The following is a 24,332-nucleotide window of genomic DNA, read 5'->3' as shown; positions in this document are numbered from 1 at the left end:
CGACTGTCCGACTTGTGGGCGCGTCCGGCGGCCGATGGGGTGATCGTTTACGGCTGAGGTGCGAAAACGGCCACCCAATGCATGATCGTTTACGGTTATGGAGCGCGTTGACCGGGTTCTGCTGCACCTGACGCGTCATCGATCATGTAGATCGGGCCGGATATGCACCTCGGCCGTCATCGATCAAGAAATCCGAGCCTGGCGTCCGCATGGCGGAAGATTGTTCCCGCATCTTGGGCCGCAGTGGTTGGCTGGACGGCTTGGACATGATCCACAGCGGCTGAGATGTGAAAACACATCCCTCGCCCATGATCCATAGCGGTGGAGACGGAGGAAATCGGCCTGTAGTGACATCTCGGCCGTATTGGATCGAGGGAACAGCGCCCCGAAACTACGTCGGAACCGCGACCGATCACCGTCGAAACCGGCAGCAGAACCCATATCGGACAGTCGCGACAAAGGCCGGGGTGAGGGGGTAAACGGTGACCGGGCCGCGGTGATGGATGCGTCGCCCCACTGTGCTGGCAGTGGAGTCCCCGGAGCGCAGCGATAGGGGCGCAACGGTCTCCCGCGGGAGGAGCGGAGGTGAGATCGACGAACCCGGGAAATAAAGATCTTGATATTGAATTTGGGTTAGACAACAGCCCCGTCGTCGGGCAGATCGGGGTCGTCGGGGCCGCCGGGGCGCAGGCGCATGATCAGGGCGACCGCGCCGCCGATGATTCCCATGAGCCCCAGAACCATGCTGCCCTGGCCGCCGATCGGGAGCAGGTTGGTGTCGAAGAAGAGCCAGAGTCCGCCGATGATCGCCAGAACGCCGAACACCGCCTGGGCCGAGATGCGCGGCAGCGGGGGCGGCGGCGGCGGGACGAAGCGGTCGTCCTCGTCGTCGGGGAGGTCGGCGCCGAAGGTGTCGAGGCCGTCGAGCAGCGACGGTTCGTTGAGCACGGGCCCGTTGGCGGGCCAGACCGGGCCGCTCGGGCGCGGCGGCGGCACGGGCTCGGGCAGTTCCTCGGTGTCGGCCTGCGCGGCGCTGGGCAGATCCTCGCTCGCCGGCCAGCTCGCCTCGGCCGCCGGCTGGTCGTAGCCCGCGACTATCTGCGCGAACGCGGCGTCCACCGAGTCGGAGGATCGGCCGTCCGGGTCGCCGAGCACCGACATCATCTCCTCCCCTGGATGGCGTCCATGCACCTCCGCCGATCTTGCCGGGGGCGCGGACATTTCAGTGTGACACGGGCAGGGGGACATTGTGCAGTGCGTTGTGGTGTGCCGCATCCGCTCATAGGCTCTCACTGCACTTTACGGCGATCACGTCGGCGTACCGGAACCGTCCCCGCCGGGCGCGTCGTGCCATCCCCGGCGGGAGCTACACGGAGAGGACCTCGGTGTTCTACTGGCTGCTCAAGTACGTGGTGCTCGGCCCCCTGCTACGGCTGATCTTCCGGCCGCAGATCGAGGGGCTGGACAACGTCCCCGACGAGGGTGCCGCGATTCTCGCGAGCAACCACCTGTCCTTCTCGGATTCGATCTTCATGCCGCTGGTGGTCCACCGGAAAGTCACATTCGTGGCGAAGGCGGAATATTTCACCGGCAAGGGGATCAAGGGCCGGCTGAAGAAGGCGTTCTTCGTCGGCACCGGGACCATCCCGGTCGACCGGTCGGGTGGCCGGGCGGCGCAGGCGGCGCTGGACACCCAGTTGCGCGTACTGCGGGCGGGTGATCTGGCGGGGATCTATCCCGAGGGCACCCGGTCGCCGGACGGCCGGCTGTACCGCGGCAAGACCGGGGTCGCCCGGCTCGCCCTGGAGAGCGGGGCGCCGGTCATCCCGGTCGCCATGCTCAACGCCGACGAGGTCCAGCCGCCCGGCAAGGTGCTGCCGAAGATCATGCGCGTGAAGATCCGTTTCGGTACGCCGCTCGACTTCTCGCGTTACGAGGGCATGGCGGGAGACCGGTTCGTCGAACGGGCCGTCACGGACGAGATCATGTATGAGCTGATGGAGCTGACCGGCCGCGAATACGTGGACGTCTACGCGGCCAAGGTGAAGGCTCAGCCCGTCCGGGAGCCCGTCGCCGCGTGAGGGTCGACGAGCAGGTGCGCGCGCGTACGCTCGGCGAACTCCCGCACCTGCCGTTCGATGTCCGGCCGGCGCTCGTCGTCGGCCGGCAGTACACGTAGCGCCGCGGCCAGCGCCAGGATCTCGTCGCTGGGCGTACCGATGCCGGCGTAGATGTCGGCGGCGGCCAGGTAGTGCTCGGCGGCCGTCAGCGGGTCTTCGGCGAGCGAGCCTTGGGTCGTCTCCTCGGCGGCCACCACCCACGGCGTACGCCGGGTCGACCGCTCGAACATGGACAGTGCCCGCACGGCGGCGTCCCCGCCGAGGAGGGCAGCCGCGTGCCCGGCCCCGGCCAGCCACTCGCCGAAGCCGATCATCGAGGTGCTCGACCAGTCGGTGTCGAGTTCGTCGAGCAGTTCCCGGGCGTCGTCCGTACGCCCCTGCAGCGCCCGGCAGAACGCGGCGTGGGCCACGGTCGAGCGCAGGACGCGATGGAACCCCGACCGGCGGGCGGCCGCGATCACGGTCTCGATCGGGTCCTCGCCGTCCACCTCGACCGCCTCGCCGCGCAGGACGCGCATCCAGCCGGCGATGGCGATGGTGTGCAGGTCCCACTCGTCGGTCGGGCGGCGCATGGCGGCGGCCGTCGCGTCGATCGCCCCGGCCCAGTCCCCGGCCAGGTACGCGTTCTGCGCCCGCTCGTTCGCGCTGGTCGACAGGGCGTGGTTGCCGCCGGCGGCGGTCGCGCGGACCTCGTGCAGGAGCTGGTTGCCGCCCGCGGCGTCGCCTTCCTCCATCATCGCCCAGCCGAGGTTGAGCCCGGCCCGCCGCCAGCTCGACAACTGGTTTACCCGGCAGAACTCGGCGATCCGCTGGAGTTCCTCCAGGCCGCTGTCCTCGCCGTCGATGTACTGCGACAGGCCGATCGTGATGCGCGCGTTGGCCTGCACCTCGATCAGGTTGAGGTGGGTCGCGATGACCTCGGCCTGCTGCGCCGCGACCACGGCGGCCTGCGTCTCGTAGTCCATCATGTGCGCCCGCGCCAGCTCCAGCAGCGCGTCCGCCTTCGCCGCGCTGTCGGGCAGGCCCGCGAACTCGACCGCCGCGCGGTTGAGCCAGTGCAGCGCGCCCGGCCGGTCGGCCCGGATCCAGGCCGCGGTGCCCAGCAGCGTGCACGCCCGGGCCGCCGCCTCCCGCTCGCCCTCCGCGATCAACCGCGCCAGCAGCTTCTCCAGCCGGTCGGTCCCGTCGTTGCTGAGGAACGAGTCGCTGTCGCGGTAGAAGGCCAGCTCCATCGCGAACAGTTCGAGCGGCCGGTCCGGCTCCAGCTTCAGGCTCAGCGCGCGGTCCACCAGGTGCGCGGCCGTGTCCAAGGCACTCAGGGCGTACGCGCGGCGGGCGGCCACGTGCAGCGCGGACCGGGCCCCCGGGGCCATCGGCGTCACGTCCATGCCCAGGGTCCGGGCGATCTCGTGGGCGGCCCACCGGTGGTTGGCGACGACCTCGGCCATGTCGTGCGGGCGGGCCTCGGTGACCTGTTCGAGCCAGTCGGCGGTCTGCTGGTGGCACACGACCCGCTCGGCGCGGGGCAGCCGCTGGTAGCAGACGTCGCGGACGAGGATGTGCCGGAACGCGAACTCGGGCTCGTCGGCCATCGCCGAGGACGGGCTCTCCAGCACCAGGTCGCGCTGTTCCAGCCGGTGCAGGGCGCGGGTGACGGACTCGGTCGCGATGCCGGTCGCCGCCGCGATCGCGCCGGGCCAGAACTGCGTACCGACGACGGAGGCGGCCTGCAGGACGGCCCGGTCGGTGCTCTCCAGCAGGTCGAGGCGGTTGGCGATGACGGCCTGCACGGTCTGCGGCATCGGGGTCGACTCGTCGGCCTCCAGCGTCCACGTGGGACCGACGGCCCGCAGCTCGCCCCGGTCCACGAGCATCCGCACGTACTCGTGGGCGTACAGCGGGTTGCCGCCGGCCAGCTCCACCAATGGTTCCAGGCCGGACGACGGGAACGCCGCCTGCCCGAACATCTGCGCGTACATGGTCGAGATGTCGGAGTCGCGCATCGGGCCGACCGACAGCGAGATGGCGCCGGTGATCGCGCTCGTCCAGGCGGGCTGGCGCTCGCGCAGCTCCGGCCGGGCGGTGGTGACGACCATGAGCGGCAGGCCCTTGCCCGCGCCGCAGAGCATCTCGACGAAGCGCAGCATCGCGTCGTCGGCCCAGTGCATGTCCTCGAAGACGATCACGGTCGGGTTGGACGCGGCGAGCAGCTGGAGGAACCGCCGCCAGGCCGACTCCGCCTCGGCGGGCGCCATCCGCGTACCGGGCAGGCCGAGCAGCGGTCCCATGGCGTCGGCCAGCCGCGCGGACTCGGGCGACTTCGTGAGCGTCTGGAGGGTCTGCGTCAGCCGCGCCCGCACGGTCGGGTCGTCGTCGGTGTCGAGCGCGCCGACCTCCGCCTTGACGATCTCGGCGAGGGCCGCGTAGGTGACGTTCTCCCCGAACGGCGGACAGTGCCCGATGAGCCAGCGGACGGGCTGTCCGGGCAGCCGGGCGCCGTAGCGGGACAGCTCCCGCAGCAGCCGGCTCTTGCCGATGCCGGCCGAACCGAAGATCGACACGAGCTGCGGCGAACGCTCGGCGATCATCCGGTGCAGCGCGGTCGTCAGGATGCCCCGCTCATGATCGCGGTCCACCATGGGCGTCGACTCGTCGCGCTCGCCCGGCCGCGCGCGCAGGGCCGCGGTCGCCAGCCAGACCCGGCTGGGCGCGCGCTTGCCCTTGAGGAGCGCGGGCGGCTGCTGCGCGTACGCGATCTCGTCCCGGGTCGCGTCGAAGGTGAGCTCGTCGACGAGGACCCCGCCGGCGGGGCAGACGGACTGCAGCCGGGCCGAGGTGTTGACCACGTCGCCGGCGACGATGGCCTGCCCGCCGTCGCGGGCCGCGGCGATGTCCACGAGGGCCTGGCCGGTCGCGACGCCGACCCGGAAGGACAGGTCGGCGATCGAGCCGACCTGCTTGGCGAGCGCGCGCTGCACCTCCAGGCCGGCGCGGACCGCGCGGAGAGCGTCGTTCTCGGTGGCGACCGGGGCGCCGAAGATGGCCATGACGGCGTCGCCGATGTACTTCTCCAGGACGCCGCCGTACTGGCGCACCACGTGCCGGACGGCCGCGAAGTACTCGTGCTGGGCCGTGCGGACCAGCTCGGGGTCGAGCTGCTCGGCGAACGGCGTGAAGTCGATGACGTCCACGAACAGCACGCTGACCAGGCGGCGGTCCTCCCGCGGCGCGGCGACGGCGAGGGTCAGCCGGGTGCCGCAGCCGGTGCAGAAGGACGCGCCCGGGGTGGCCGGACGTCCACACTGGAGACAGGAACGGGCCAGGCTGGAGCCGCAGCCGCCGCAGAAACTGTCCTCCGGTCCGGCCGCTCGCTGGCAGTTGGGGCAGGTGAGAGAAATCGCCGTCTCCAAAAGGGGTGGAGCTTCAGTATCCGCGACCGATGCCTGGTCGCATAGCCACGTTGTAGGGAACCCGACTTTGAGTGAACCCCGACAGGCTGGGCTGGCACGTCCCGCGGGAGGTTAAAGTTCTGCCAGCCTGACGGGCATAAAGTCGCGAGGAGGACGGCGCGGTGCTGGTACGACTGGCGGCCGGGTGGGTCGATCCGTTCGGGATCGCCCACGACGCCGGTGATGTCATTGACATCGACGCTATAACCCTCGCTGAGCTGGAGGAGCAGGGAGTGGTAGAGAACGTGGACGGCGGCCCCGAGGAGTGGGGTGCCGAAGAGGTCGAGCCGGAGAGCGAGAACTGGCAGGGCCCCGGTTGGCAGGGTCCCGGCGAGGACGACTCCGCCGAGTCCGGCGAGACCGAGGACGCGACCGAAGAGGAATGAGTTCAGCCCCGGCCGGCGTCGCGTACGCCGGCCGCCGAGGCGTGAGCCGATACACGAAGGGCGCCGGGATCGTCCCGGCGCCCTGATCGTCTGCTCGGCCGGCCGGTCAGCGGTCGGCCATGCCCGCCCGGCGGCGCAGCGACGGCAGGTCGGTCACCACGATCCGCCGGCCCTCGGTACGCAGCCAGCCGCGGCTGGCGAACGAGCCGATGGCCTGGTTGACGCTCTGCCGGGAGCCGCCCGCCATCTCGGCCAGCTGGCTCTGGTTCAACTCGATGGTGATCATCGGTGCCTGGCTCTCGCCGGCCAGGCGTACCAGCGTCTTGGCGACGCGGCCCGGCAGGTCGAGGAAGACGTGGTCGGCGTTCTGCTCGGTCAGGCGCCGGATCAGGGCACCGAGCGACCGCATGACGGCGTCGAGGATACGCGGATGCGTGTGCACCAGCTCCATGAACGCGCCCCGGCTCAGGGCCAGCGCCGAACAGTCCTCCAGCGCCTCGGCCGAGGCAGAGCGGGCGGAACCGTCCAACAGGGACACCTCGCCGAAGACGTCCGGCGGGCGCAGCACCGACAGCACGGCGCGCTCCCCCGTGGGCGCGGTACGGAACACCGCCACGCTGCCGCGCTTCAGCACGATCAGCGATTCACCCGGGTCGTTCTCCACGAACAGCAGCTGACCTCTGCGGTAGCTGCGCGGCACGGCCGCGGCGATCAACCGCTGGCGTGCCTCGGACTCGAGGCCCGCGAACATCTCCACGCCGGTAAGGGCGTCAGCAGGCTCCGGAAGCCGCATCTCCACGGCGCCACCCCTCCCCGCCGGCGACTGCGATAGCCGGTTTCATCCACATCACGGGCCGGCTGGACGCCGACCGCCCCCCAGATCATCGTCTGCTCACAGAGCGTTGTACACCCCCGGTCGCCCGGGCACGCTGGTCCGTCGCTGACGATACGGCGTACGCGCACCCGTGGCGGCGCCGCATCTTCAGCCGGACGGACTCACTCGCCCGACCGGAGGTATGACCGATTCGGACCGATGAGCCGCACTCCGCCTGTCCGCGAGAGGTTCTCGCGTCAGAGGGATCTTAGATGGGCGAGGACCAACGGATCGATGCGGCCCGGTGTGATGCGCTCTTCCAGGTTCTCGATGCCCGCCCAGTCCGCCAGCGCGGCGTCCACATCGTCCTGCGTGTGGCCCAGACCGGCGAGCTTGGCGGCGACCTCCGCGCTCAGATCGCCGTCCAGATCGAGCAGGGTGTCCGGGTCGGCCTTCTCGAAGAGCAGCGCGTGCAGGCCGAGCAGCCGCTCCAGTTCGGCGCAGGGATCGGTGTGATCGTCCGTCCGGAGGTCCACCGCGACGTCGCTGGTGCCGCCGTACCCGGCCCCCGGCGCCACCACGAAGACGGCCGCGCTCTGCCGCCCGCGCCGGTCGCCGCCGGCCGCGTCGCCGGCCCGCAGCGCCGCCACCAGCCGCCGGGCCAGCCGCATCGCCGAGTCCCCGGTCGCGGTGTCGTCGCTGGCCAGGAACGCGTCCTTCATCGCCTCGACGACCTGTGGCCCGGCGAGGATGTTGCCCTGGATGGCGTACCCGTCGCCGGCCAGGCCGCCGGCCCAGTCGTGGCACTCCGCACCGGTGAACGTCGCGCCCTCGCCGAACCGGCCGACCACGCCGAGCTGGCGCTGCGCCCGCCCGGGGTCCGCCGCCGTCAGACCGGCGACCACGTCCGCCGCGCTCACCTGCGTACGCAGTAAGGTGAGCCCTTGCGGCCGGTAGGCCACGTTGGCGTAGGACTGGGTGGCGAGCGCCCCGACGCCCGCCTCGGCGGCCGGGACGACCGCGCCGACCGACAGGAACTTGCTGGCGACCGCGACACCGTGCGCGAGACCGTCGGCGGAGCGGGCAACGATCGAGAAGGTCATGCCGGGAACAGTAAGGGGACTCATGCCGTACCGCTACTTCTATGACTGCGAGTTCATCGAGGACGGCGTCACGATCGACCTCGTCTCGATCGGGGTCGTGGACGAGCACGGACGCGAGTTCTACGCGATCTCCAGCCAGTTCGACGAGAGCAAGGCCATCCCCTGGGTACGCCGTAACGTGCTGGACAAGCTCCCCTCGCCGGGCGACCCGGCGTGGCGCTCGCGGGAGCGGCTGCGCGACGAGTTGCTGGCCTTCCTGGCCGAGCCGCTCGGCCCGGACGACGAGATGGAGCTCTGGGCCTGGTACGCCGCGTACGACCACGTCGCCCTCGCCCAGCTGTGGGGGCCGATGCAGGCGCTGCCCCGGGTGATCCCGCGGTTCACCAAGGACCTGCGGCAGCTCTGGGACGACGCGGGCCGCCCGCCGCTGCCCGACGCCGCGGCCGCCCGGCACGACGCGCTCGTGGACGCCCGGCACAACCTCGCCCGCTGGGACGCGATGGCCGGCCGCCGCTGACGGTGTCCCATCATGTGGGACAGCGATCACCGGCTACGACGCCTTGTCGCAGCGCGTTACCGCCGAGTTAAGCGGACTTTTCGCCGGGCCGACTGGAAACGCCCCAGGTGGGAGCGCTATTGTGCGCAGTTGCGGCCCGCCCCGGGCCGGCAGCGTGGCCGATCAGGTTGTTCCGGGGCACGCGTACACGGGCCGGGACAAATGCTCCCTCGAAAGGGATCGAGATGCGTATCGGTGTTCTCACCGGCGGGGGCGACTGCCCCGGTCTCAACGCGGTCATCCGCGCGGTCGTCCGCAAGGGCGTCGGAACCTACGGCCACGAGTTCGTCGGGTTCAAGGACGGCTGGAAGGGCCCGCTGGAGGGCCTGACGAAGCCGCTCGGTGTCCAGGAGGTGCGGGGCATCCTGCCGCGCGGCGGCACGATCCTCGGCTCCTCGCGGACCAACCCCTTCAAGATCGAGGGCGGCGTCGAGCGGATCAAGGAGAACCTCGCCTCGATGGGCGTCGACGCGCTCGTCGCCATCGGCGGTGAGGACACCCTCGGTGTGGCCACCAAGCTGCACGAGCTCGGCGTCCAGGTCGTCGGCGTACCGAAGACGATCGACAACGACCTCAACGCCACCGACTACACGTTCGGCTTCGACACCGCGGTGAACATCGCGATGGAGGCGATCGACCGGCTGCACACCACCGCCGAGTCGCACCACCGTACGGTCGTCGTCGAGGTCATGGGCCGGCACGCCGGCTGGATCGCGCTGCACTCCGGCCTCGCCGGCGGCGCGAACGTGATCCTCGTCCCCGAGCGCCCGTTCGACCTGGAGAAGGTCGTCGACCACGTCGAGAGCCGGTTCCGCCAGAGCTACTCGCCGATCATCGTGGTCGCCGAGGGCGCGCTGCCCGCCGACGGCGACATGCACACCTCCAACGGTGAGCTGGACGCGTTCGGCCACGTCCGGCTGGGTGGCATCGGCACCTGGCTGGCCGGCCAGATCGAGAAGCGGACCGGCAAGGAGGCGCGCGCCGTCGTCCTCGGCCACACCCAGCGCGGCGGTACGCCGACCGCCTTCGACCGCGTCCTCGCGACCCGGTTCGGCCTGCACGCCATCGACGCCGTGAACGACGGCGACTGGGGCAAGATGGTCGCGCTGCAGGGCACCGACATCGTGCGGGTACCGCTGATCGAGGCGACCAAGGAGCTCAAGACCGTCCCGGTCGAGAAGTACTCCGAGGCCGAGGTCCTCTTCGGGTAGATCGTTCGACCAGATCGTTCGGCGACGTCCGGGGCAGTGCGGATCCGCGCTGCCCCGCTTCGGATGTTCAGGGGTGGAAATGAGTACCGTTGCCGTCATCGGAGCGGGCAAGATCGGCGAAGTGCTGCTCGCGGGCCTGGTCAAGGCGGGCTGGCCGGTCGACCGGCTGATCGCCACCGCCCGCCGCCCGGAGCGCGCGGACGAACTGCGGACCCGGTACGGCATCCGCGTCCTGACCAACGAGGAGGCCGTCGAGCAGGCCGACGTGCTGGCCATCGCCGTGAAGCCGCAGGACGCCGGTACGCTGCTCGCCGAGCTCGGCCCGCGCATCCCGGCCGACCGGCTGGTCGTCTCGCTCTGCGCGGGCCTGCCGACCGGCTTCTTCGCCAAGTTCCTCGCCGAGGGCACGCCGGTGGTCCGGGTCATGACCAACACCCCGGCCCTGGTCGACGAGGCGATGACGGCGATCTCCGCGGGCGCGCACGCCAGCGCCGCCCACCTCGCCCTCACCGAGGAGATGTTCCGCCCGCTGGGGCGGACCATCCGGCTGCCCGAGAGCCAGCAGGACGCGGTCACCGCGCTGTCCGGCTCGGGTCCCGCGTACTTCTACTTCCTGGTCGAGGCCATGGTCGACGCCGGCATCCTGCTCGGCCTGCCCCGCCAGGTCGCCCACGACCTCATCGTCCAGACCGCCATCGGCTCCGCCGTCATGCTGCGCGACTCGGGCGAGCACCCGGTCAAGCTCCGCGAGGCCGTCACCTCGCCCGCCGGCACCACCATCTCCGCGATCCGCGAGCTGGAGAACCACGGCGTACGCGCCGCGATGCTGGCCGCCCTGGAAGCCGCCCGCGACCGGGCCCGGGAGATCGCCGCGCAGTCCAGCTAGCGGCTGTCGGTCCTCGGCCGTCAGTCCTCCAGCAGGCCGTTGGCGCGCAGGAGGTCCTCGCCGAGCCGGCTGGTGCTGTAGTAGACCTCGCGGCCCTCGCGGGCGCGTTCGGCGAGCCCCGCGTTGACCAGCGCGGTCAGGTGCTGGGACACCCCGGCGGGGGACAGCCCGGTCTGCCGGGACAGGACCGTCGTCGTGGCGGGCCCGGTGATCAGCCCGAGCAGGTGCGACCGCGCCGGTCCGAGGATCTTCGCGAGGCTGCCCGGCCGGGGTGCCGTCATGCCGTGCCAGAGCGAACCGGCCGACCGCGCGGGATAGATCGCGCTCGGCGGATTGTCGGCCCAGGCGTTCCACAGCACGTGGCGGTCGACGAAGACGGCGGGCATGAGGGCGAACGCCTGGCCGCTGATACGGTACTCGATGTCGTGCCAGGGGTCGTCGCAGACCAGCTTGTCGCCCGACCAGGACAGGCTCGGGTGCAGCGTCGTGAACAGCCGCGGTACGCCGCCCTCGGCCAGCTGCCGGGCGCGGAAGTCGAGGTCCTCGGCGAGCAGTGCCCGCCAGCGGGTCCAGTGCGGGGCGATGGCCGCCTCGTGCCAGGCGTACACGGCGGAGACCAGTTCGGGCAGGTGGGTGGCGGGGTCCCGGCCGAGCGCCACGACGGTGTCGGCGTACGGCTGCCGGGCGTGGATCTCGCTGATCTCCCGGCGTACGCGAGTGTGCGGCGTGGCCGCCAGGACGGCGAGCTCCTCGGCGAGCTCGACGCACGGGCCGGGGGAGGGCGGGCTGAGGAAGTCGGGAATGGTGCCGTTGTGCCCCATGACCGCCTTGAGCAGGCGGACGTGCGGCGCGAGGTCGGGCCGCCGGGTCAGCGGCCGCGCGCGTTCGATCCACGCCTGGTGCACCGCGTGCCGGCCCGGCCGCAGCAGCGCCCACATGCTGGTGAGCGTCTCCCACAACGGGGAGACGCCGAGCCGCACCTCGGCCTGCCGGCCGGGCTCGAACAGGAACTGGCTCATGATTCACTTGAGGGTAGAGGATGGCGCGGGCGGTCGGGTGCCCGCGGGCGGCGATTACTCCCATCGTTACTCATGTGGCACACGACGGCCACTCGAACCGGTGACACCCGTCCTGCGCGGTGAGCGTGGGATGACCGGTTAGGCGTGAATGAACCCGGTTCAGCCTTCCCCGAGCCGTGAGCACGGGCCTACCGTCGGTGACAGGAACAGCCAGGCCAAACCCCCCTGGAGGCGGTCATGCGACGCGCTGCCATCTTCGCCGGCACGGTCTTCGCCGTGCTCGCGGTCTCGTCACCCTCCTACGCTTTCGCCCACAACAACGTCAAGAGCCCGCTCTGGCACGCCGTCCTCGACGTGCTCACCCTCGCCGTGGTGAGCGCTCCACTGTGGACGGCGTACGCGTGGGGCGGCCGGCGCCGCGGTCTCCTGCTGGCCCTGATCGGCTTCGTGCAGATCCCGGTCGGCATCATCGGCTTCGTGCCGATCAGCAACCCGCTGCTGCACGCGATCCTGCTGCCGCTGGCCCTGACCATCACGATCACCTCGATCGTCGCCGTCCGCCGGTTGACCCGGCCGGCCGAGACCCCCGCCGAGGTGCCCGTACGCGCCGGTCGCTGACCGACGCCCGCGTGTCGGCCGCGATTGTGTGAGGGGCGATCATGGCCGACACTTCAGCCCGCCCGCTGACGGACGAGGGACAGGACGTACGGGACGTCGGGGCAGCCTTCGCGGGGCTCGCCCCAGACGCCGTCCTGGTGGTACGCCGTCCACCGGCAGTGCGCCTCGTCGGCGTACCCCCAGGACATGAAGACCTCGGCCTCGGCGAAGCGGTAGACGCCGACGGTGGCGACCCGCGACTGCTCGGGGCGCGAATGATAGGTGGCGCAAAGGCCCGGGACCGTGACGCCCTCGAGCGTCACGTCCCGGGCCGCGCGGTGCTGCCGGTAGAGCGAGAGATCCGGCCTCACGGGCACGTGGACCCCGCGCAGGAGCGGGCGGCGGTGAGCTGGTCGTGCAGCTGGTTCGCCAGTTGCTGGTCGGCCGCGGAGACCTGGCCGTGCAGGACGTTGGTGAGCTCGCCCGGGTCGGTGTCCGTGTGGTACAGCTCCTTGAAGGTGAGCTTGCCCTGGTCGTAGTTCTCGATGTACTGCACCGAGCCGTTCCAGAGCATCCCCCAGTCCGGAACCCGGGAGTTCTTCGTGTCCAGCCAGTACTCCGACAGGATGTAACCGGTCCGCGCCGGGCCGAGCAGCGACCGGCCGTCGAGGTGGTTCTTCGGCAGCGTCACGCCCGCGGCCGCCAGCAGGGTCGCCGTGATGTCGAGCTGGTTGGTCATCCGGTGGTCGACGCCGGCCGTCACGTGCCCGTCCCACCGCAGCAGCAGCGGTACGCGCAGCGACGGCAGGTATCCGACGAACTTCTCGATCCGGTTGTGCTCGCCCCACAGGTAGCCGTTGTCGCTGGTGAAGGCGACGAGCGTGTGCGACAGCTCGCCGCGCTTGTCGAGGTCGGACAGGAGCAGGTCCACCGAGTCGTCGACCGACAGCAGCGTACGCAGCTGGTCGTGGCAGACCTGGTCGGCGAGCTTGGTGTCGGGCTTGGTCCACTTCAGCCAGGCCGGCTTGTCGTTGACGTCCGCCTCGCCGGGCTGCAGGCACGAGCCCACGCTCGCGTTCTTGTACTTCGCCTCCGGCGTCGAGGGCCGGTGCGGGGCGTACGGGGCGTAGTAGGCGAACCACGGCTTCGTGTCCGCCGCGTCGAAGCCGGAGATCCAGCCCTTGAGCCGGTTGGCGTACCAGGTGGTGGAGTACGCGTTGACCCACTCCAGCTTGTTGTCGGTGAAGGTCTTGAAGCCCTGGTAGCCGCCGTGCATGGCGCTGTAGTGGTCGAATCCGGGGGGCGGCGAGTCCAGCGGCCACGAGTTGAGGAACTTGCCGGCCATGGCCGTGTGGTAGCCCGCCTTGCGCAGCAGCACCGGCATCGTCGTGCTCATGTCCATGTTGGGCGCGTCGTCCTGGTGGCGCACCTTGTTGTTGTGCGGGTAGCGGCCGGAGATGAGGCCCGAGCGGCTCGGGCAGCAGGACGGGATCGAGACGGTCGCCCGGTCGAAGCCGCGGGCGTTCTTCAGCCACTTCATCGTCTTGGGCATCACGCGCATGGTGTCCCAGCGCTGGTCGTCCGTGTTGATCAGCAGGATGTTGGGCTTCGGGGCGGACGCCTCGAAGCTCACGGGCACGTCGGCGGCGGTCGCGTTCGCGGTCACGGGCCCGGCCGGCAGCAGGGCCGCGGGGACCGGAGCCGCCTGGGCCGGGGCGGCCAGGAGGCTCGCCGTCACCGCCCCGGCGAGCAGGAAGGTTCGAATATGCACAAAAAGGATGTTTACCCCGTAAATCTGAAATCCCGGCATTGCCTGGTGGCGTGTCCTGCGATGTTCGCAGATGGGTCGGGCGATGACGTTCGATTACCGGGCCGCCACTAGGCTGCTACCCATGCGGACCGCTTCCCGTCAGGAATGGCACCAGCTGCGGCACCCGGGCTTCGAGTCGAAGGTCTCGATCGGGCGGCCGTCCACGGATCTCGTCGAATCCGAGGCGCTCGGCCTCGACGTGTGGCGCGGCCTGCCGCGCGCGCAGATGCCGCCGTGGGCGGACTACGCCGAGGTCCAGTCGGTCGCCAAGGTGCTCGAGAACGTGCCCTCCATCGTGGCCCCCTACGAGGTCGACCAGCTGCGCGCCCGGCTCGCCGAGGTCTGCGAGGGGCGGGCCTTCCTGCTGCAGGGCGGCGACTGCGCGGAGACCTTCAACGACAACACCGAGGCCCACCTGCTGGCCAACGCGCGTACGTTGCTGCAGATGGCCGTGGTCCTCACCTACGGCGCCTCGCTGCCCGTGGTCAAGGTCGCCCGGGTCGCCGGCCAGTACACCAAGCCGCGCTCGTCGGACACCGACGCCCTCGGCCTGCCGGCCTACCGCGGCGACATGATCAACTCGCTCGAGGCCACCGAAGAGGCGCGCGTCTCCGATCCCCAGCGCATGATCCGGGCGTACGCGAACGCGGCGGCGGCCATGAACATGCTGCGCGCGTACCTGGGCGGGGGACTGGCCGACCTGCACGCCGTGCACGACTGGAACCGCGACTTCGTGCGCACCTCCGCGTTCGGCGAGCGGTACGAGGCCATCGCCCGCGAGATCGACCGGGCGCTCGCCTTCATCAACGCCTGCGGCATGACCGACGACGAGCAGCTGCGTACCGTCACCCTGTACGCGTCGCACGAGGCGCTCGCCCTCGAATACGACCGGGCGCTGACCCGGATCGCCGACGGGAAGGCGTACGGGCTGTCGGGGCACCTGCTGTGGGTCGGCAACCGCACCCGGCAGATGGACGGCGCCCACCTGGACTTCATCTCCCGGATCGCGAACCCGATCGGCGTGAAGATCGACCACAAGATCCCGCTCGGCGAGGTCCTGGAGCTGTGCGAGCGGCTGAACCCGGAGAACATCCCGGGCCGTCTCCTGCTGACCTGTCGCATGGGCAACCAGCACGTACGCGACGCGCTGCCCGGCATCGTCGAGGCCGTACGCGACGCGGGCGCCAAGGTCGTCTGGCAGTGCGACCCGATGCACGGCAACACGCACGAGTCCTCGAACGGCTACAAGACCCGGCACTTCGACCGGATCGTCGACGAGGTGCTCGGCTACTTCGAGGTGCACAAGATGCTCGGCACCCACCCGGGCGGCATCCACATCGAGCTGACCGGCGAGGACGTCACCGAGTGCCTCGGCGGCGCGCAGGCGATCGAGGACGCCGACCTGCCCGACCGGTACGAGACCGCGTGCGACCCGCGCCTGAACACCCAGCAGTCCCTCGAACTCGCCTTCCTCGTCGCCGAGATGCTGCGAGGCTGAGCTGCCTTGCGGAATGCGGGCATCCGCAATCACGTTCGGCGCACACACGTGTGGCCGAGCCGATAGCGGTTGAGCTGCCTTGCGGAATGCGGGCATCCGCAATCACGTTCGGCGCACACACGTGTGGCCGAGCCGATAGCGGTTGAGGTTTTGCGCAAGTGATCGAGATGGCAGGCTAGCTGCCATGCACATCGTCGACATGCGCTCGGACACGGTCACCAAGCCGTCGCCGGAGATGCGCGCCGCCATGGCCTCGGCCGAGGTCGGCGACGACGTCTTCGGCGACGACCCGACCGTCCTGGAGCTGGAACGCCGGGTCGCCGAACGGTTCGGCCACGAGGCGGCCCTGTTCGCCCCCTCCGGCACCATGGCCAACCAGATCTGCCTGCAGGTGCTCGTGCCGCCGGGCAACGAGGTCCTCTGCGACGGCGAGGCCCACATCGTCCTGTACGAGATGGGGGCGGCGGCCGCGTACGGGGGGATCTCGTCGCGTACCTGGTCGCCGGCGGACGGCGCGCTCGATCCGGCGCTGATCGGCTCGATGATCACTCCGGCCGGCGGTTTCACCGTGCCGACGAAGGCCATCGCCGTCGAGCAGACCCACAACAAGGCGGGCGGCGTGATCCTCCCGTACGCCGACCTCCAGGCCCTGCGCGGCATCGCCGACGACGCCGGGATCGCACTGCACTGCGACGGCGCCCGGATCTGGCACGCGAGCGTGGCCGAGGGGATCTCCCTGCGTACCTATGGGCAGCTGTTCGACACGCTGAGCGTGTGCCTCTCGAAGGGGCTGGGCGCGCCGGTCGGGTCGCTGGTCGTCGGGTCGGCCGAGAAGATCGCGCGGGCCCGCGTCGTCCGCAAGCGGCTCGGCGGCGGCATGCGCCAGGTCGGCATCCTCGCGGCGGCCGGCCTCTACGCGCTGGAGCACAACATCGACCGCCTGGCCGACGACCACGTACGCGCGAAGCGGATCGCCGAGCGGCTTGCCCCTCTGGGCGTCGTGGATCCCGGCCGGGTGCGGACCAATCTCGTCCTGCTGGACCTGACGAAGACCGCGTACGACGCCGCCGGGCTGGCCAAGGCCGCCGCCGAGCAGGGGCTGCTGGCCTCGCCGATGGGGGCCCGGAAGCTGCGCCTGATCACGCACCTGGACCTGGACGACGACGGCGCCGACCGCGCCGCCGACGTCCTGGAAGGGCTTCTCTCGTAGAAGCTCTTTACTCGTCCGCCTCGGGGTGCTCGGTGACGTTCTGCAGGTAGAGCTGCTCGCCGAGCTTCTCGATGAGGTCGAGCTGGGTCTCCAGGTAGTCGATGTGGTGCTCCTCGTCCTTGAGGATCTCCTCGAAGATGTTGGCCGAGGTCACGTCGCCGACCGAGCGCATGTACTCGATCCCCCGGCGCAGCCGGTCGATCGCCTCCTGCTCGATCTTCATGTCGCAGCGGAACTGCTCCGGCACCGTCTCGCCGATGCGCAGCGGGCTCAGCTTCTGGAAGTTGGGCAGCCCCTCCAGGAAGAGGATGCGCTCGGCGAGGCGGTCGGCGTGCTTCATCTCGTCGATCGACTCGTACCGGGTGTACTTCGCCAGCTTGGTGAAGCCCCAGTTCTCCTGCATGCGGTAGTGCAGCCAGTACTGGTTGATGGCCGTCAGCTCGGCCGTGAGCTGCTCGTTGAGGAATTCGATGACGCGGGCGTCGCCTTGCATGGCGGGAGACCTCCGAAACGATGGATGACGGAGGCAATGTACGCCGAATGTCCGAAATTTCGGCCCGACTAAGGCTCGACTAACGCGCGTGTCACGGGGCCTTGCATGCTGAGCCCTGTGTGCTGGGCCGGGAAGCCTCAGAGGGCCGGAGCGAAGTGTTCCTCGATGATCTCGCGAAGGCGGTCGTGGCAGGTGAAGCAGTTGGTCCCCGCTTCACAGGCATCGCCGATCTGCTCGAGATCGTGCGCGCCGCAGCGGATCGCCGTGTGGACTTCGTCCTCACTCACCCGGTTGCAGATGCACGCGTACACGTGGAGGGGTCCTTCCCGAGGGGGCGGCTGGTTAGCCATGCCTCAGTAAGGTTGCCCTAAATCAGCAGCTCACGCAAGGTGTGTGACCGGTACAACAGCCACCTGGCGGAGAGCGAGAAGATCATCCGCGTGCCCGTCGCCCGGCGTCTCGACGATCACCGGCTTGCCCGTGACCGCCGGGTGCGCCAGCATCTCGCCGAACGCCGCCAGCCCGATCGTGCCCTTGCCGAGATTCTCGTGGCGGTCCCGGGTCGAGCCCGCGGGGTCCTTGGAATCGTTGGCGTGCACCAGCAGCAGCCGATCCGCGCCGACCGCCGCGACGAGCGCGTCGAGGGTCTCGGTCATGCCGCCGGGGCGGCCGAGATCGTGCCCCGCGGACATGGCGTGGCAGGTGTCGAAGCAGACCCCCAGCCAGGGGTGCTCGTCGACGGCCGTGAAGTAGTCGGCCAGGTGCTCCACCCGGGAGGCCAGCGAACGCCCGCCCCCGGCCGAGGGCTCCACCAGCAGCCGCGGGCCGCCGGCCCGCTGCGCCTCGTCGAGGACCGGCAGCAGGGCCTCGCGTACCTGGCGCCAGGCCTGGTCGGTGTGGGCGGCGTCGACGGCGCTGCCGGCGTGGAACACCACGCCCTCGGCGCCGATCTCCCGGCCCCGGTTCAGGCAGTGCGCCAGCGCCTGGGCCGAGTTCTCGACCGTCTCCGGGGTGGGGGAGCCGAGGTTGGTCAGCAGCGGGGCGTGGACGAACGCCGGGATGCCCCGCTCGGCGCAGCCGGCCGCGAACGCCTCGTCCTGCCGCGGATCGCCCGCCGTACGCGCCCAGCCGCGCGGATTGCCGATGTACACCTGGACCGAGCGGGCCCCCACCCGGTCGGCGTACGCGAGGGCGCCCTTGGCCAGGCCCCCCGCCGCCGGAGCGTGGCCCCCGAAGAAGTCGCCCATCAGAAGACGCCGCACTTGATCACGACGACCTGGCCGGGCGTGACCGGCTGGCCGGCCTTCGGGTTCTGGTCGCGGACCCAGCCGTTCTCGCCGATCTGCGAGTCGATCTGGACCTGGTAGCCCAGGCTCTGCAGGTAGTTCTTGCCGTCGGTGCAGCCCCGGTTGTTGACGTCGGGCATCTGCTGGGTGTTGGGGTTCTCGCTCACCGTCAGGGTGATCGTCTGGTTCTTCTCCGCGCCCGCGCCGTTGGCCGGATCCTGGTCGATGACCTGGCCGTTCGGCTTGTCGGACTGCTTGTAGACGATCGCCACCACCAGGCCCATGCCCTCCAGCTGCGCCCGGGCCGTGGCCTGGTCGATGCCGGTCACGTTGGGTACGGTCAGCGGCGCCTTGCCCTTGCTGAGGATGACCGTGACGGTCTCGCCCGGCTTGAGCTCGGTGTCCTTCGGCGGCGTCGTGGCGAGCACGGTGTTGACCGGTGCGTTGTCGTCGTAGCGGGACGTGCCCTTGACCGCCTTCAGCTTCAGCGCGGTGATGTCGGCGCTGGCCAGTTCCCAGCTCTTGCCGACGACGTCGGGCACGAGGTAGCGCTCCGGCCCCAGGGACAGGGTCACGGTCACGTCGCTGCCCTTGACGATCCGGTTGCCGGCCGGCGGGTTCTGGTCGAGCACGATGTCCCGGCCGACCGTCTCGCTGTTGCGGCCCGGCCCGAAGTGGATGGTGAAGCCGGCGTCCTGCGCGCGCGCCGTCGCCGACGCGCGGTCGAGGCCGGCCAGGTTGGGGGCCGGTGCGTACCGGCCGAAGCCGAACCACCACACGGCGACCACCGCGACCAGGCCGAGGACGACCAGTCCGGCGGTGAGCGCCATGCGCCCCCGGGGATCGGCCTTCGTCCGCCGGTACGCGAGGCGGGCCTTGTCGACGAGGGTCGGCTCCTCCTCGTACGCGGGCTGCTGCGGCACCCGGCCGCGGCCGCCGGCGGGGGCGCCCGGTGAGGGCAGCCGCGCCCAGGACGGGCGGGCCGACGGCGTCACCTGTCCGACGACGACCGTCGGCTGGGCGGACGGCCGGGCCCGGGCGGCCGCGGCGGCGAGCGCCTCGCGGGACTGCTGCACCTCGGTGAGGAAGGCGCCCGCGTCGGTGGGGCGGCCGGCCGGATCGCGCCGGGTGGCCCGGCCGACCAGTTCGTCGAGGGCCGGCGGCAGCCCCGCCTGTACGCGGGACGGCGCCGGCACGTCCCGGTCGACGTGCTGCCAGGCGATGTCCACCGGGCGGTCGCCGTCGTAGGGCACCCGGCCGGTGAGCATCTCGAACAGCACGATGCCGGCGGCGTACACGTCGGAACGGGGGTCGGCGTAGCCGGTGGTGACCAGCTCCGGCGCCACGTAAGCGACGGTCGCCATGAGCTGCCCGCCGTCCTCGGCGCTGGCCTCGACGGCCCGGGCGAGCCCGAAGTCGGCCACCTTGACGACGGCGTCGACGAGTTCGGCGGAGCCGCCGGGCGCCTCGGCGATGAGCACGTTCTCCGGCTTGACGTCCCGGTGCACCAGGCCGGCCCGGTGGGCGGTGGCGATCGCGGCGAGCATCTGCTCCAGCACGGCGAGCGCCTCGGTCGGGGTGAGCCGGCGCCGTTCGGCCAGGATGTCGCGCAGCGTACGCCCGCGCACGTACTCCATGACGAGGTACGGCAGGCCGTTGTGCAGGCCCTGGTCGTAGACGGCCACCACGTTCGGGTGGGTCAGCCGGGCGATAGTCTTCGCCTCGTCGGTGAAGCGCTCGACGAAGTGCGGGTCGCGCTTCTGCCCCGGGTGAATGATCTTGAGCGCGACCGTGCGCTCCAGGCGCTCGTCGACCGCCGTGTAGACGGTCGCCATTCCGCCACGCGCGATCCGACCGCGGATGCGGTAGCGCCCGTCGACGAGTGAGCCGAGCAGATTGTCGGCGACCTGAGTGTCCATCGGCGTGCAGTCTAAGTCAGCGACCGGGGTATCGGGCAGTCGGCGGGCCGGATCATGGCGTACCGCCCAGGTCCGTGCCGCCACGCAGGCCCGTGGCCGGTCCGTTCGTCGGTCCCGGGGTCGGCTCGTCGGACGAGGTCGGGCTCGGTGACGGGGACGGCGACGGGGAGGCCGACGGCGTCGCCGACGTACGCGGACTCGGCGGCGTGGCGCAGCCGCACGTCGGTCCGGGCGCCGGGGTCGGCACCGGCGGGCGCGTCGACCGGCTCGGTCCCGGGTGCGCCGTGGCCGACGGTGTGCCCGAACGGCGGACGACCGCCGAGTTGGGGGACGGCGGCGCGGCGCTGGCCGGCAGGAGCACCGTCACCGTGGTGGGCGACGGCACCGGGGCGGCATGCGCGGGCAGGGCGGCGGGCGGCGTACCGGGTTCGAGCAGCGCGTGCAGGCCGGCCACCATCGCGGTCACCCCGCCGGCGGCGAGGACCAGCAGGACGAGGCCGGCCGCGCCGAGCACGAGCCGCTGGCGCGTACGCGAGCCGGGCCGGGGCGGCGCCACCGCGTTCGGGGCCCGCCGGGCGACCTCGGCGTGATCGGGATCGGCCGGCCGCCGGCCGCCCCGCTGCGACAGGTCGTAGCGCAGGGAACGCCAGGCGCCGGCCACTTCTCGCAACACTGCCCGCACGGGGTTCACTTCAGCTCCTCACGTTCTCGACGGACGGAAATGTGCGATCGTGGTACCCGTGACTGACTACGTCTCCGACACCGCGGCCGCCGTCGAGCCCGCCGTCGCCGACTGGGTGACCCTGCCGGACCTGGCCGAGCGCCTCGGCGTACCGATCACGAAGGTGCACCAGTGGCGCAAGGAAGGCGGCCTGCTCGCGGTCCGCCGGGACGGCGTCCTGCGGGTGCCCGCCGAACTCGTGGCGAACGACATCGTGCTCAAGCACCTCCCCGGCGTCCTGACGTTGCTGCGCGACGCCGGGTACAACGACGAAGAGGCGCTGCGGTGGCTGTACACCGCCGACGACACCCTTCCGGGCACGCCCGCCCGCGCGCTGGGCGGCGACCTGGCCCGCGAGGTCAAGCGCCGCGCGCAGGCGCTCGCGTTCTAGGTGGCCCGGTTCACCTACCTCGCGGTGCTGGCCGGCTGCCTGCTCTGCGCGGTGTGGCTGGAACCGGTGCTCAAGGTCGGCGTGCTGCGCCAGGTCCGCCGTCTGGCGCTCACCGTCGCGCCCGTCGCGGCCGTCTTCCTGGTGTGGGACCTCTTCGCGGTCCACTCCGGCTGGTGGACCTTCGACGCCGCGCGGATCCTGGGCGTACGCGTCGCGGGCCTGCCGATCGAGGAAGTCCTCTTCTTCGTGGTGGTGCCGGTGTGCGCGATCCTCGGCTACGAGGCCGTCCGCACGGTGCTACGCCGGTGAGCTACACCTTCACGGCGGCCGCCGCCGTCCTGGCAGCCGTCGTGCTCGACGTGTTCGTGCTGCGTACGCGGCTGGTGCTGGGGGTCGTCTTCTGGGCGGCGTACCCGATCGTGTTCGTGTTCCAGCTGCTGTCGAACGGGATCCTGACCGGGTGGAACGTCGTCGTCTACGATCCCGCCCGGATCCTCGGCCTGCGCATCGCGTACGCGCCGGTGGAGGATCTGCTGTTCGGTTTCGCGCTCGTGCTGGTCACGCTGGTGCTCTGGACCCGGCTGCGGCCGAGCGGACCGCCCAGACGGCCAGGCCGATGACGATCGCGAGGTCGAGGAACGCCCCCGGCCCCTTGGTCAGGACGGCGATCCCGAGGCCGTTCGGCAGCACCAGGAAGGTCAGCACCACGACCAGCAGGGCCAGCGGGCGCGCCCACGAACTGACCGCGCAGGCGAGCACGGCCAGCGCCGTCAGCGCGTACCACGGGTAGAAGACGGGGCCGAGCAGGGCCAGGGCCAGCAGTACCCAGCCGCAGGCCGCCACGATCAGGCGCGGCGGGCCGAACCAGGCGCGCCGCAGGGCGTACAGGCCGATGACGGCGATGGCGGCGAAGCCGAGCGCGCGGGCGGTGGTGACGCACGCGGACATCGCGCCGGGGTGCCCGAGCGCGCGCAGCAGGTAGCCGACGGCCATCCCGACGCCGGTCGGGATCGAGGTCCATTGCTGCAACTCGCCGGTGCCTCGCAGGGCGGCGAGCCAGCCGAAGCCGAGGCCGGTGGCGGCGGTGAGGCCGGCGAAGGCGGCGAGCGCGCCGACCGCGGAGATCAGCCGCAGCCGCCAGTAGGGCAGCAGGAGCAGGGCGAACGCGAGCACGGGCAGCGCGGTGATCTTGACCGCGCAGGCCGCCGCGACGAGGGCGCCGGCGCCGAGCGCGCGCAGCACCGTCGGCCGGGTGGTCGTCGAACGCGCGACCGCGAGCCCCGCCACCACCAGGCCCGCCATCAGCGCGTCGTTGTGCGCGCCCGAGATCACGTGCACCGCGACCAGTGGCGACGCCACTCCCAGCCAGAGCGCGCCGCGCGCGTCGCGGGCGAGGCGTACGGCGCCCCAGACCACGAGGCCCAGGCCGGCCGCGGCGGCCAGGCGCAGGGCCGCCAGCGCGACCGCGAGCTGCGCCGCCTGATCCGAGGTCACCGCGCGCGCCAGGGCGACGGCCGCGCCGCTCACCGCGATCGCCAGCGGCCCGTACGGCGCCGGGTTGTGCCACCACAGCTCCGGCACCGAGGACACCCAGGCGCAGCCGCCGTCGGCGACCCCCGTGCTGTACGGGTCCCGGCCGTCGAGCCAGATCGCACCCTGGCACGCGTACGCGTAGACGTCCCGGCTGGCCAGCGGGGGAGCGAACCACAGCGGGACCGCCCACAGCGGGCCGAGCAGGATCGCCGCCCGGGTACGCCCGCGCCGCCACCAGAAGAACGCCAGCGCCGCCCCGGCCAGGAACCACAGCAGCAGCCCGATCCGGAAGGCGGTGCTGGTCGAACCGAGCCCGTCCGTCCGCAGCGTGGGCGCCGGATCCCCGCTGACCAGGGCGCCCGCCAGGTACGCCGAGCCGGCCAGCGCCAGGGTGGCGGCGAAGACGGCATAGCGCAGGCGGATGCTCACCGCGACATTCTGTCGTGGACGGTCGACCCCGCGGTCCGCAGGGCCGGGCATGGCACACTGCGCGGATGGCGAACCGCACCCGGCAGCAACTGATGATCCTGGCGGCGGCCGGGGCGGTGGTGATCGTCGTGCTGGCCACGCTTCTCGGCCTGTACGCGGGCAGCCGGCACGCGGCCTCCCCGGCTTCGTCCCCGTCGGTCGCGGCGTCCACCTCGGCCGGGGCGGCGACGCCGGTGTCCGGACTGCGTACCGTGCGGGAGACGGAACTGCCCGCGGAGGCCCGCCAGACGCTCGCCCTGATCGACAAGGGCGGCCCGTACCCGTACTCGCGGGACGGGATCGTGTTCTCCAACAACGAGAAGCTGCTGCCCCAGCGGCCGCGCGGCTACTACCACGAGTACACGGTGGTGACCCCGGGCTCCAAGGACCGCGGCGCCCGCCGCCTCATCACCGGCACCGCCGGCGACATCTACTACACCGACGACCACTACGCGTCCTTCCGCCAGGTGGTCCGGGGGTAGCCCGCTAAATTCAAGGTCTTTAAAGTCCTTTGTCCCGGGTTCGTCGATCTCACCTCCGCTCCTCCCGCGGGAGACCGTTGCGCCCCTGTCGCTGCGCTCCGGGGACTCCACTGCCACCTGAGTGGGGCGACGCATCATCCACCGCGGTTCGGTCACCGTTCCAACCTCAACCCCGCCCGGTCTGTGCCAGCCCTGACTTTGTCGCGACTGTCCGAGATGGCGGTTGGGGCGGGCCGGCTTGCCGGTGATCGTTCGCGGCTGGGATGTATTTTCGGGCCTGTTCCCTCGATCCATTGCGGTTGAGATGTCATTACAGGCCGATCTTCTACATCCCTACCGCTGTGGATCATGCCAAGCCGTCCGGCCATCACCGGTGGCTC

The 24,332-nt window shown here is 71.2% G+C and carries 25 protein-coding genes; 12 read left to right on the top strand and 13 right to left on the bottom strand.

Annotated elements, in window-relative coordinates:
• Positions 1-633: 633 nt before the first annotated feature.
• Entirely contained in the window at positions 634-1,164 is a 531-nt protein-coding gene (locus G401_RS51275) for a hypothetical protein (RefSeq protein ID WP_051367882.1), read from the bottom strand.
• Positions 1,165-1,385: 221 nt separating this feature from the next.
• Between G401_RS51275 and G401_RS0138310 the strand changes: the two genes are divergently transcribed.
• Positions 1,386-2,081, top strand: a complete 696-nt coding sequence (locus G401_RS0138310; protein WP_027346653.1) for a lysophospholipid acyltransferase family protein — start codon at positions 1,386-1,388, stop codon at positions 2,079-2,081.
• On the opposite strand, the gene G401_RS0138305 is transcribed toward G401_RS0138310, so the two are convergent.
• Entirely contained in the window at positions 2,051-5,530 is a 3,480-nt protein-coding gene (locus G401_RS0138305; RefSeq protein WP_084558089.1) for an adenylate/guanylate cyclase domain-containing protein, read from the bottom strand. The two genes, G401_RS0138310 and G401_RS0138305, sit on opposite strands and share 31 nt — an antisense overlap.
• 161 nt (positions 5,531-5,691) lie before the next feature.
• Between G401_RS0138305 and G401_RS51270 the strand changes: the two genes are divergently transcribed.
• Positions 5,692-5,955 carry a hypothetical protein gene (locus tag G401_RS51270; RefSeq protein WP_034594401.1) on the top strand — a complete coding sequence of 88 codons (264 nt, stop codon included), beginning with the start codon at positions 5,692-5,694 and terminating at the stop codon, positions 5,953-5,955.
• 106 nt (positions 5,956-6,061) lie between these two features.
• Here the strand turns inward: G401_RS51270 and G401_RS0138295 are convergent, their stop codons facing one another.
• Positions 6,062-6,754 (bottom strand): Crp/Fnr family transcriptional regulator, encoded by a 693-nt coding sequence (locus G401_RS0138295; protein ID WP_027346651.1) that lies wholly within the window; start codon positions 6,752-6,754, stop codon positions 6,062-6,064.
• Positions 6,755-7,026: 272 nt separating this feature from the next.
• Complete coding sequence (locus G401_RS0138290; protein WP_027346650.1) at positions 7,027-7,872, bottom strand: DUF1028 domain-containing protein; 846 nt, start codon at positions 7,870-7,872, stop codon at positions 7,027-7,029.
• Between the two features lie 22 nt (positions 7,873-7,894).
• Here G401_RS0138290 and G401_RS0138285 point away from each other — a divergent pair, with 22 nt between their 5' ends.
• From G401_RS0138285 to proC, 3 genes are all read left to right on the top strand, one after another.
• Entirely contained in the window at positions 7,895-8,389 is a 495-nt protein-coding gene (locus tag G401_RS0138285; protein ID WP_027346649.1) for a polyadenylate-specific 3'-exoribonuclease AS, read from the top strand.
• 224 nt (positions 8,390-8,613) lie between these two features.
• The gene (locus G401_RS0138280) at positions 8,614-9,639 is read left to right on the top strand and encodes a 6-phosphofructokinase (RefSeq protein ID WP_027346648.1); all 1,026 of its coding nucleotides are present in this window, start codon (positions 8,614-8,616) and stop codon (positions 9,637-9,639) included.
• A 79-nt stretch (positions 9,640-9,718) separates the two neighbouring features.
• Positions 9,719-10,525, top strand: coding sequence for a pyrroline-5-carboxylate reductase (gene proC, locus G401_RS0138275; protein ID WP_027346647.1), 807 nt, complete (start codon positions 9,719-9,721; stop codon positions 10,523-10,525).
• 20 nt (positions 10,526-10,545) lie between these two features.
• On the opposite strand, the gene G401_RS51265 is transcribed toward proC, so the two are convergent.
• Positions 10,546-11,544: an ArsR/SmtB family transcription factor gene (locus G401_RS51265; RefSeq protein WP_051367881.1), complete on the bottom strand. Its 999-nt coding sequence runs from the start codon at positions 11,542-11,544 to the stop codon at positions 10,546-10,548.
• Positions 11,545-11,781: 237 nt separating this feature from the next.
• Between G401_RS51265 and G401_RS51260 the strand changes: the two genes are divergently transcribed.
• The gene (locus G401_RS51260; protein ID WP_051367880.1) at positions 11,782-12,162 is read left to right on the top strand and encodes a hypothetical protein; all 381 of its coding nucleotides are present in this window, start codon (positions 11,782-11,784) and stop codon (positions 12,160-12,162) included.
• A gap of 53 nt (positions 12,163-12,215) precedes the next feature.
• Here the strand turns inward: G401_RS51260 and G401_RS0138260 are convergent, their stop codons facing one another.
• Both G401_RS0138260 and G401_RS0138255 read right to left on the bottom strand, forming a co-directional pair.
• Positions 12,216-12,512 (bottom strand): hypothetical protein, encoded by a 297-nt coding sequence (locus G401_RS0138260; protein ID WP_157546773.1) that lies wholly within the window; start codon positions 12,510-12,512, stop codon positions 12,216-12,218.
• A complete protein-coding gene (locus G401_RS0138255; RefSeq protein WP_169734304.1) occupies positions 12,509-13,912 on the bottom strand; it encodes a sulfatase family protein in 1,404 nt (467 codons plus the stop codon). Before G401_RS0138255 ends, G401_RS0138260 begins: the two co-directional genes overlap by 4 nt.
• Positions 13,913-14,033: 121 nt before the next feature.
• Between G401_RS0138255 and G401_RS0138250 the strand changes: the two genes are divergently transcribed.
• Entirely contained in the window at positions 14,034-15,449 is a 1,416-nt protein-coding gene (locus tag G401_RS0138250) for a class II 3-deoxy-7-phosphoheptulonate synthase (RefSeq protein ID WP_034594399.1), read from the top strand.
• Between the two features lie 184 nt (positions 15,450-15,633).
• Positions 15,634-16,659, top strand: coding sequence for a threonine aldolase family protein (locus G401_RS0138245; protein WP_034594398.1), 1,026 nt, complete (start codon positions 15,634-15,636; stop codon positions 16,657-16,659).
• A gap of 7 nt (positions 16,660-16,666) precedes the next feature.
• On the opposite strand, the gene bfr is transcribed toward G401_RS0138245, so the two are convergent.
• The 5 genes from bfr to G401_RS0138220 form a co-directional block, all read right to left on the bottom strand.
• Positions 16,667-17,152: a bacterioferritin gene (gene bfr / locus G401_RS0138240; protein WP_027346642.1), complete on the bottom strand. Its 486-nt coding sequence runs from the start codon at positions 17,150-17,152 to the stop codon at positions 16,667-16,669.
• 137 nt (positions 17,153-17,289) lie between these two features.
• Positions 17,290-17,502, bottom strand: a complete 213-nt coding sequence (locus G401_RS55370; RefSeq protein WP_281174228.1) for a (2Fe-2S)-binding protein — start codon at positions 17,500-17,502, stop codon at positions 17,290-17,292.
• 30 nt (positions 17,503-17,532) lie between these two features.
• Positions 17,533-18,399 (bottom strand): deoxyribonuclease IV, encoded by an 867-nt coding sequence (locus G401_RS0138230; protein ID WP_034594396.1) that lies wholly within the window; start codon positions 18,397-18,399, stop codon positions 17,533-17,535.
• Positions 18,399-20,357: a Stk1 family PASTA domain-containing Ser/Thr kinase gene (gene pknB, locus G401_RS0138225; protein ID WP_027346640.1), complete on the bottom strand. Its 1,959-nt coding sequence runs from the start codon at positions 20,355-20,357 to the stop codon at positions 18,399-18,401. The genes G401_RS0138230 and pknB overlap by 1 nt, the downstream gene beginning before the upstream one ends.
• Before the next feature lie 52 nt (positions 20,358-20,409).
• Complete coding sequence (locus G401_RS0138220) at positions 20,410-21,048, bottom strand: hypothetical protein (protein WP_157546772.1); 639 nt, start codon at positions 21,046-21,048, stop codon at positions 20,410-20,412.
• A 49-nt stretch (positions 21,049-21,097) separates the two neighbouring features.
• On the opposite strand from G401_RS0138220, the gene G401_RS0138215 reads away from it, so the two are divergent.
• The 3 genes from G401_RS0138215 to G401_RS51255 are packed head-to-tail and all read left to right on the top strand — an operon-like array spanning position 21,098 to position 22,089.
• On the top strand, positions 21,098-21,469 hold the full coding sequence (locus tag G401_RS0138215; RefSeq protein WP_027346638.1) for an Rv2175c family DNA-binding protein: 372 nt from the start codon (positions 21,098-21,100) through the stop codon (positions 21,467-21,469).
• Positions 21,470-21,778 (top strand): lycopene cyclase domain-containing protein, encoded by a 309-nt coding sequence (locus G401_RS0138210; RefSeq protein WP_027346637.1) that lies wholly within the window; start codon positions 21,470-21,472, stop codon positions 21,776-21,778.
• Complete coding sequence (locus G401_RS51255; RefSeq protein WP_034594395.1) at positions 21,775-22,089, top strand: lycopene cyclase domain-containing protein; 315 nt, start codon at positions 21,775-21,777, stop codon at positions 22,087-22,089. Before G401_RS0138210 ends, G401_RS51255 begins: the two co-directional genes overlap by 4 nt.
• On the opposite strand, the gene mptB is transcribed toward G401_RS51255, so the two are convergent.
• Positions 22,028-23,431, bottom strand: a complete 1,404-nt coding sequence (mptB, locus tag G401_RS0138200; protein WP_027346636.1) for a polyprenol phosphomannose-dependent alpha 1,6 mannosyltransferase MptB — start codon at positions 23,429-23,431, stop codon at positions 22,028-22,030. The genes G401_RS51255 and mptB overlap by 62 nt on opposite strands.
• A 65-nt stretch (positions 23,432-23,496) precedes the next feature.
• Between mptB and G401_RS0138195 the strand changes: the two genes are divergently transcribed.
• The gene (locus G401_RS0138195) at positions 23,497-23,952 is read left to right on the top strand and encodes a ribonuclease domain-containing protein (protein WP_245602060.1); all 456 of its coding nucleotides are present in this window, start codon (positions 23,497-23,499) and stop codon (positions 23,950-23,952) included.
• The last annotated feature ends 380 nt before the right edge of the window (positions 23,953-24,332 follow it).

This window comes from Hamadaea tsunoensis DSM 44101 (assembly GCF_000428945.1).
GTDB classification, from domain to species: Bacteria; Actinomycetota; Actinomycetes; order Mycobacteriales; family Micromonosporaceae; genus Hamadaea; species Hamadaea tsunoensis.
This window is presented reverse-complemented; position numbering and strand designations above follow the sequence as displayed.

Excerpts from the sequence above, each read along its gene's own strand:
- G401_RS0138250 (WP_034594399.1), top strand. The coding sequence starts at position 14,034 with ATGCGGACCGCTTCCCGTCAGGAATGGCACCAGCTGCGGCACCCGGGC.
- G401_RS51275 (WP_051367882.1), bottom strand. The coding sequence starts at position 1,164 with ATGATGTCGGTGCTCGGCGACCCGGACGGCCGATCCTCCGACTCGGTG.
- G401_RS0138285 (WP_027346649.1), top strand. The coding sequence starts at position 7,895 with ATGCCGTACCGCTACTTCTATGACTGCGAGTTCATCGAGGACGGCGTC.
- G401_RS51265 (WP_051367881.1), bottom strand. The coding sequence starts at position 11,544 with ATGAGCCAGTTCCTGTTCGAGCCCGGCCGGCAGGCCGAGGTGCGGCTC.
- G401_RS0138195 (WP_245602060.1), top strand. The coding sequence starts at position 23,497 with ATGGCGAACCGCACCCGGCAGCAACTGATGATCCTGGCGGCGGCCGGG.
- proC (WP_027346647.1), top strand. The coding sequence starts at position 9,719 with ATGAGTACCGTTGCCGTCATCGGAGCGGGCAAGATCGGCGAAGTGCTG.
- pknB (WP_027346640.1), bottom strand. The coding sequence starts at position 20,357 with ATGGACACTCAGGTCGCCGACAATCTGCTCGGCTCACTCGTCGACGGG.
- G401_RS0138290 (WP_027346650.1), bottom strand. The coding sequence starts at position 7,872 with ATGACCTTCTCGATCGTTGCCCGCTCCGCCGACGGTCTCGCGCACGGT.
- bfr (WP_027346642.1), bottom strand. The coding sequence starts at position 17,152 with ATGCAAGGCGACGCCCGCGTCATCGAATTCCTCAACGAGCAGCTCACG.
- G401_RS55370 (WP_281174228.1), bottom strand. The coding sequence starts at position 17,502 with ATGGCTAACCAGCCGCCCCCTCGGGAAGGACCCCTCCACGTGTACGCG.
- G401_RS51260 (WP_051367880.1), top strand. The coding sequence starts at position 11,782 with ATGCGACGCGCTGCCATCTTCGCCGGCACGGTCTTCGCCGTGCTCGCG.
- G401_RS0138245 (WP_034594398.1), top strand. The coding sequence starts at position 15,634 with ATGCACATCGTCGACATGCGCTCGGACACGGTCACCAAGCCGTCGCCG.
- G401_RS0138280 (WP_027346648.1), top strand. The coding sequence starts at position 8,614 with ATGCGTATCGGTGTTCTCACCGGCGGGGGCGACTGCCCCGGTCTCAAC.
- G401_RS0138230 (WP_034594396.1), bottom strand. The coding sequence starts at position 18,399 with ATGGGCGACTTCTTCGGGGGCCACGCTCCGGCGGCGGGGGGCCTGGCC.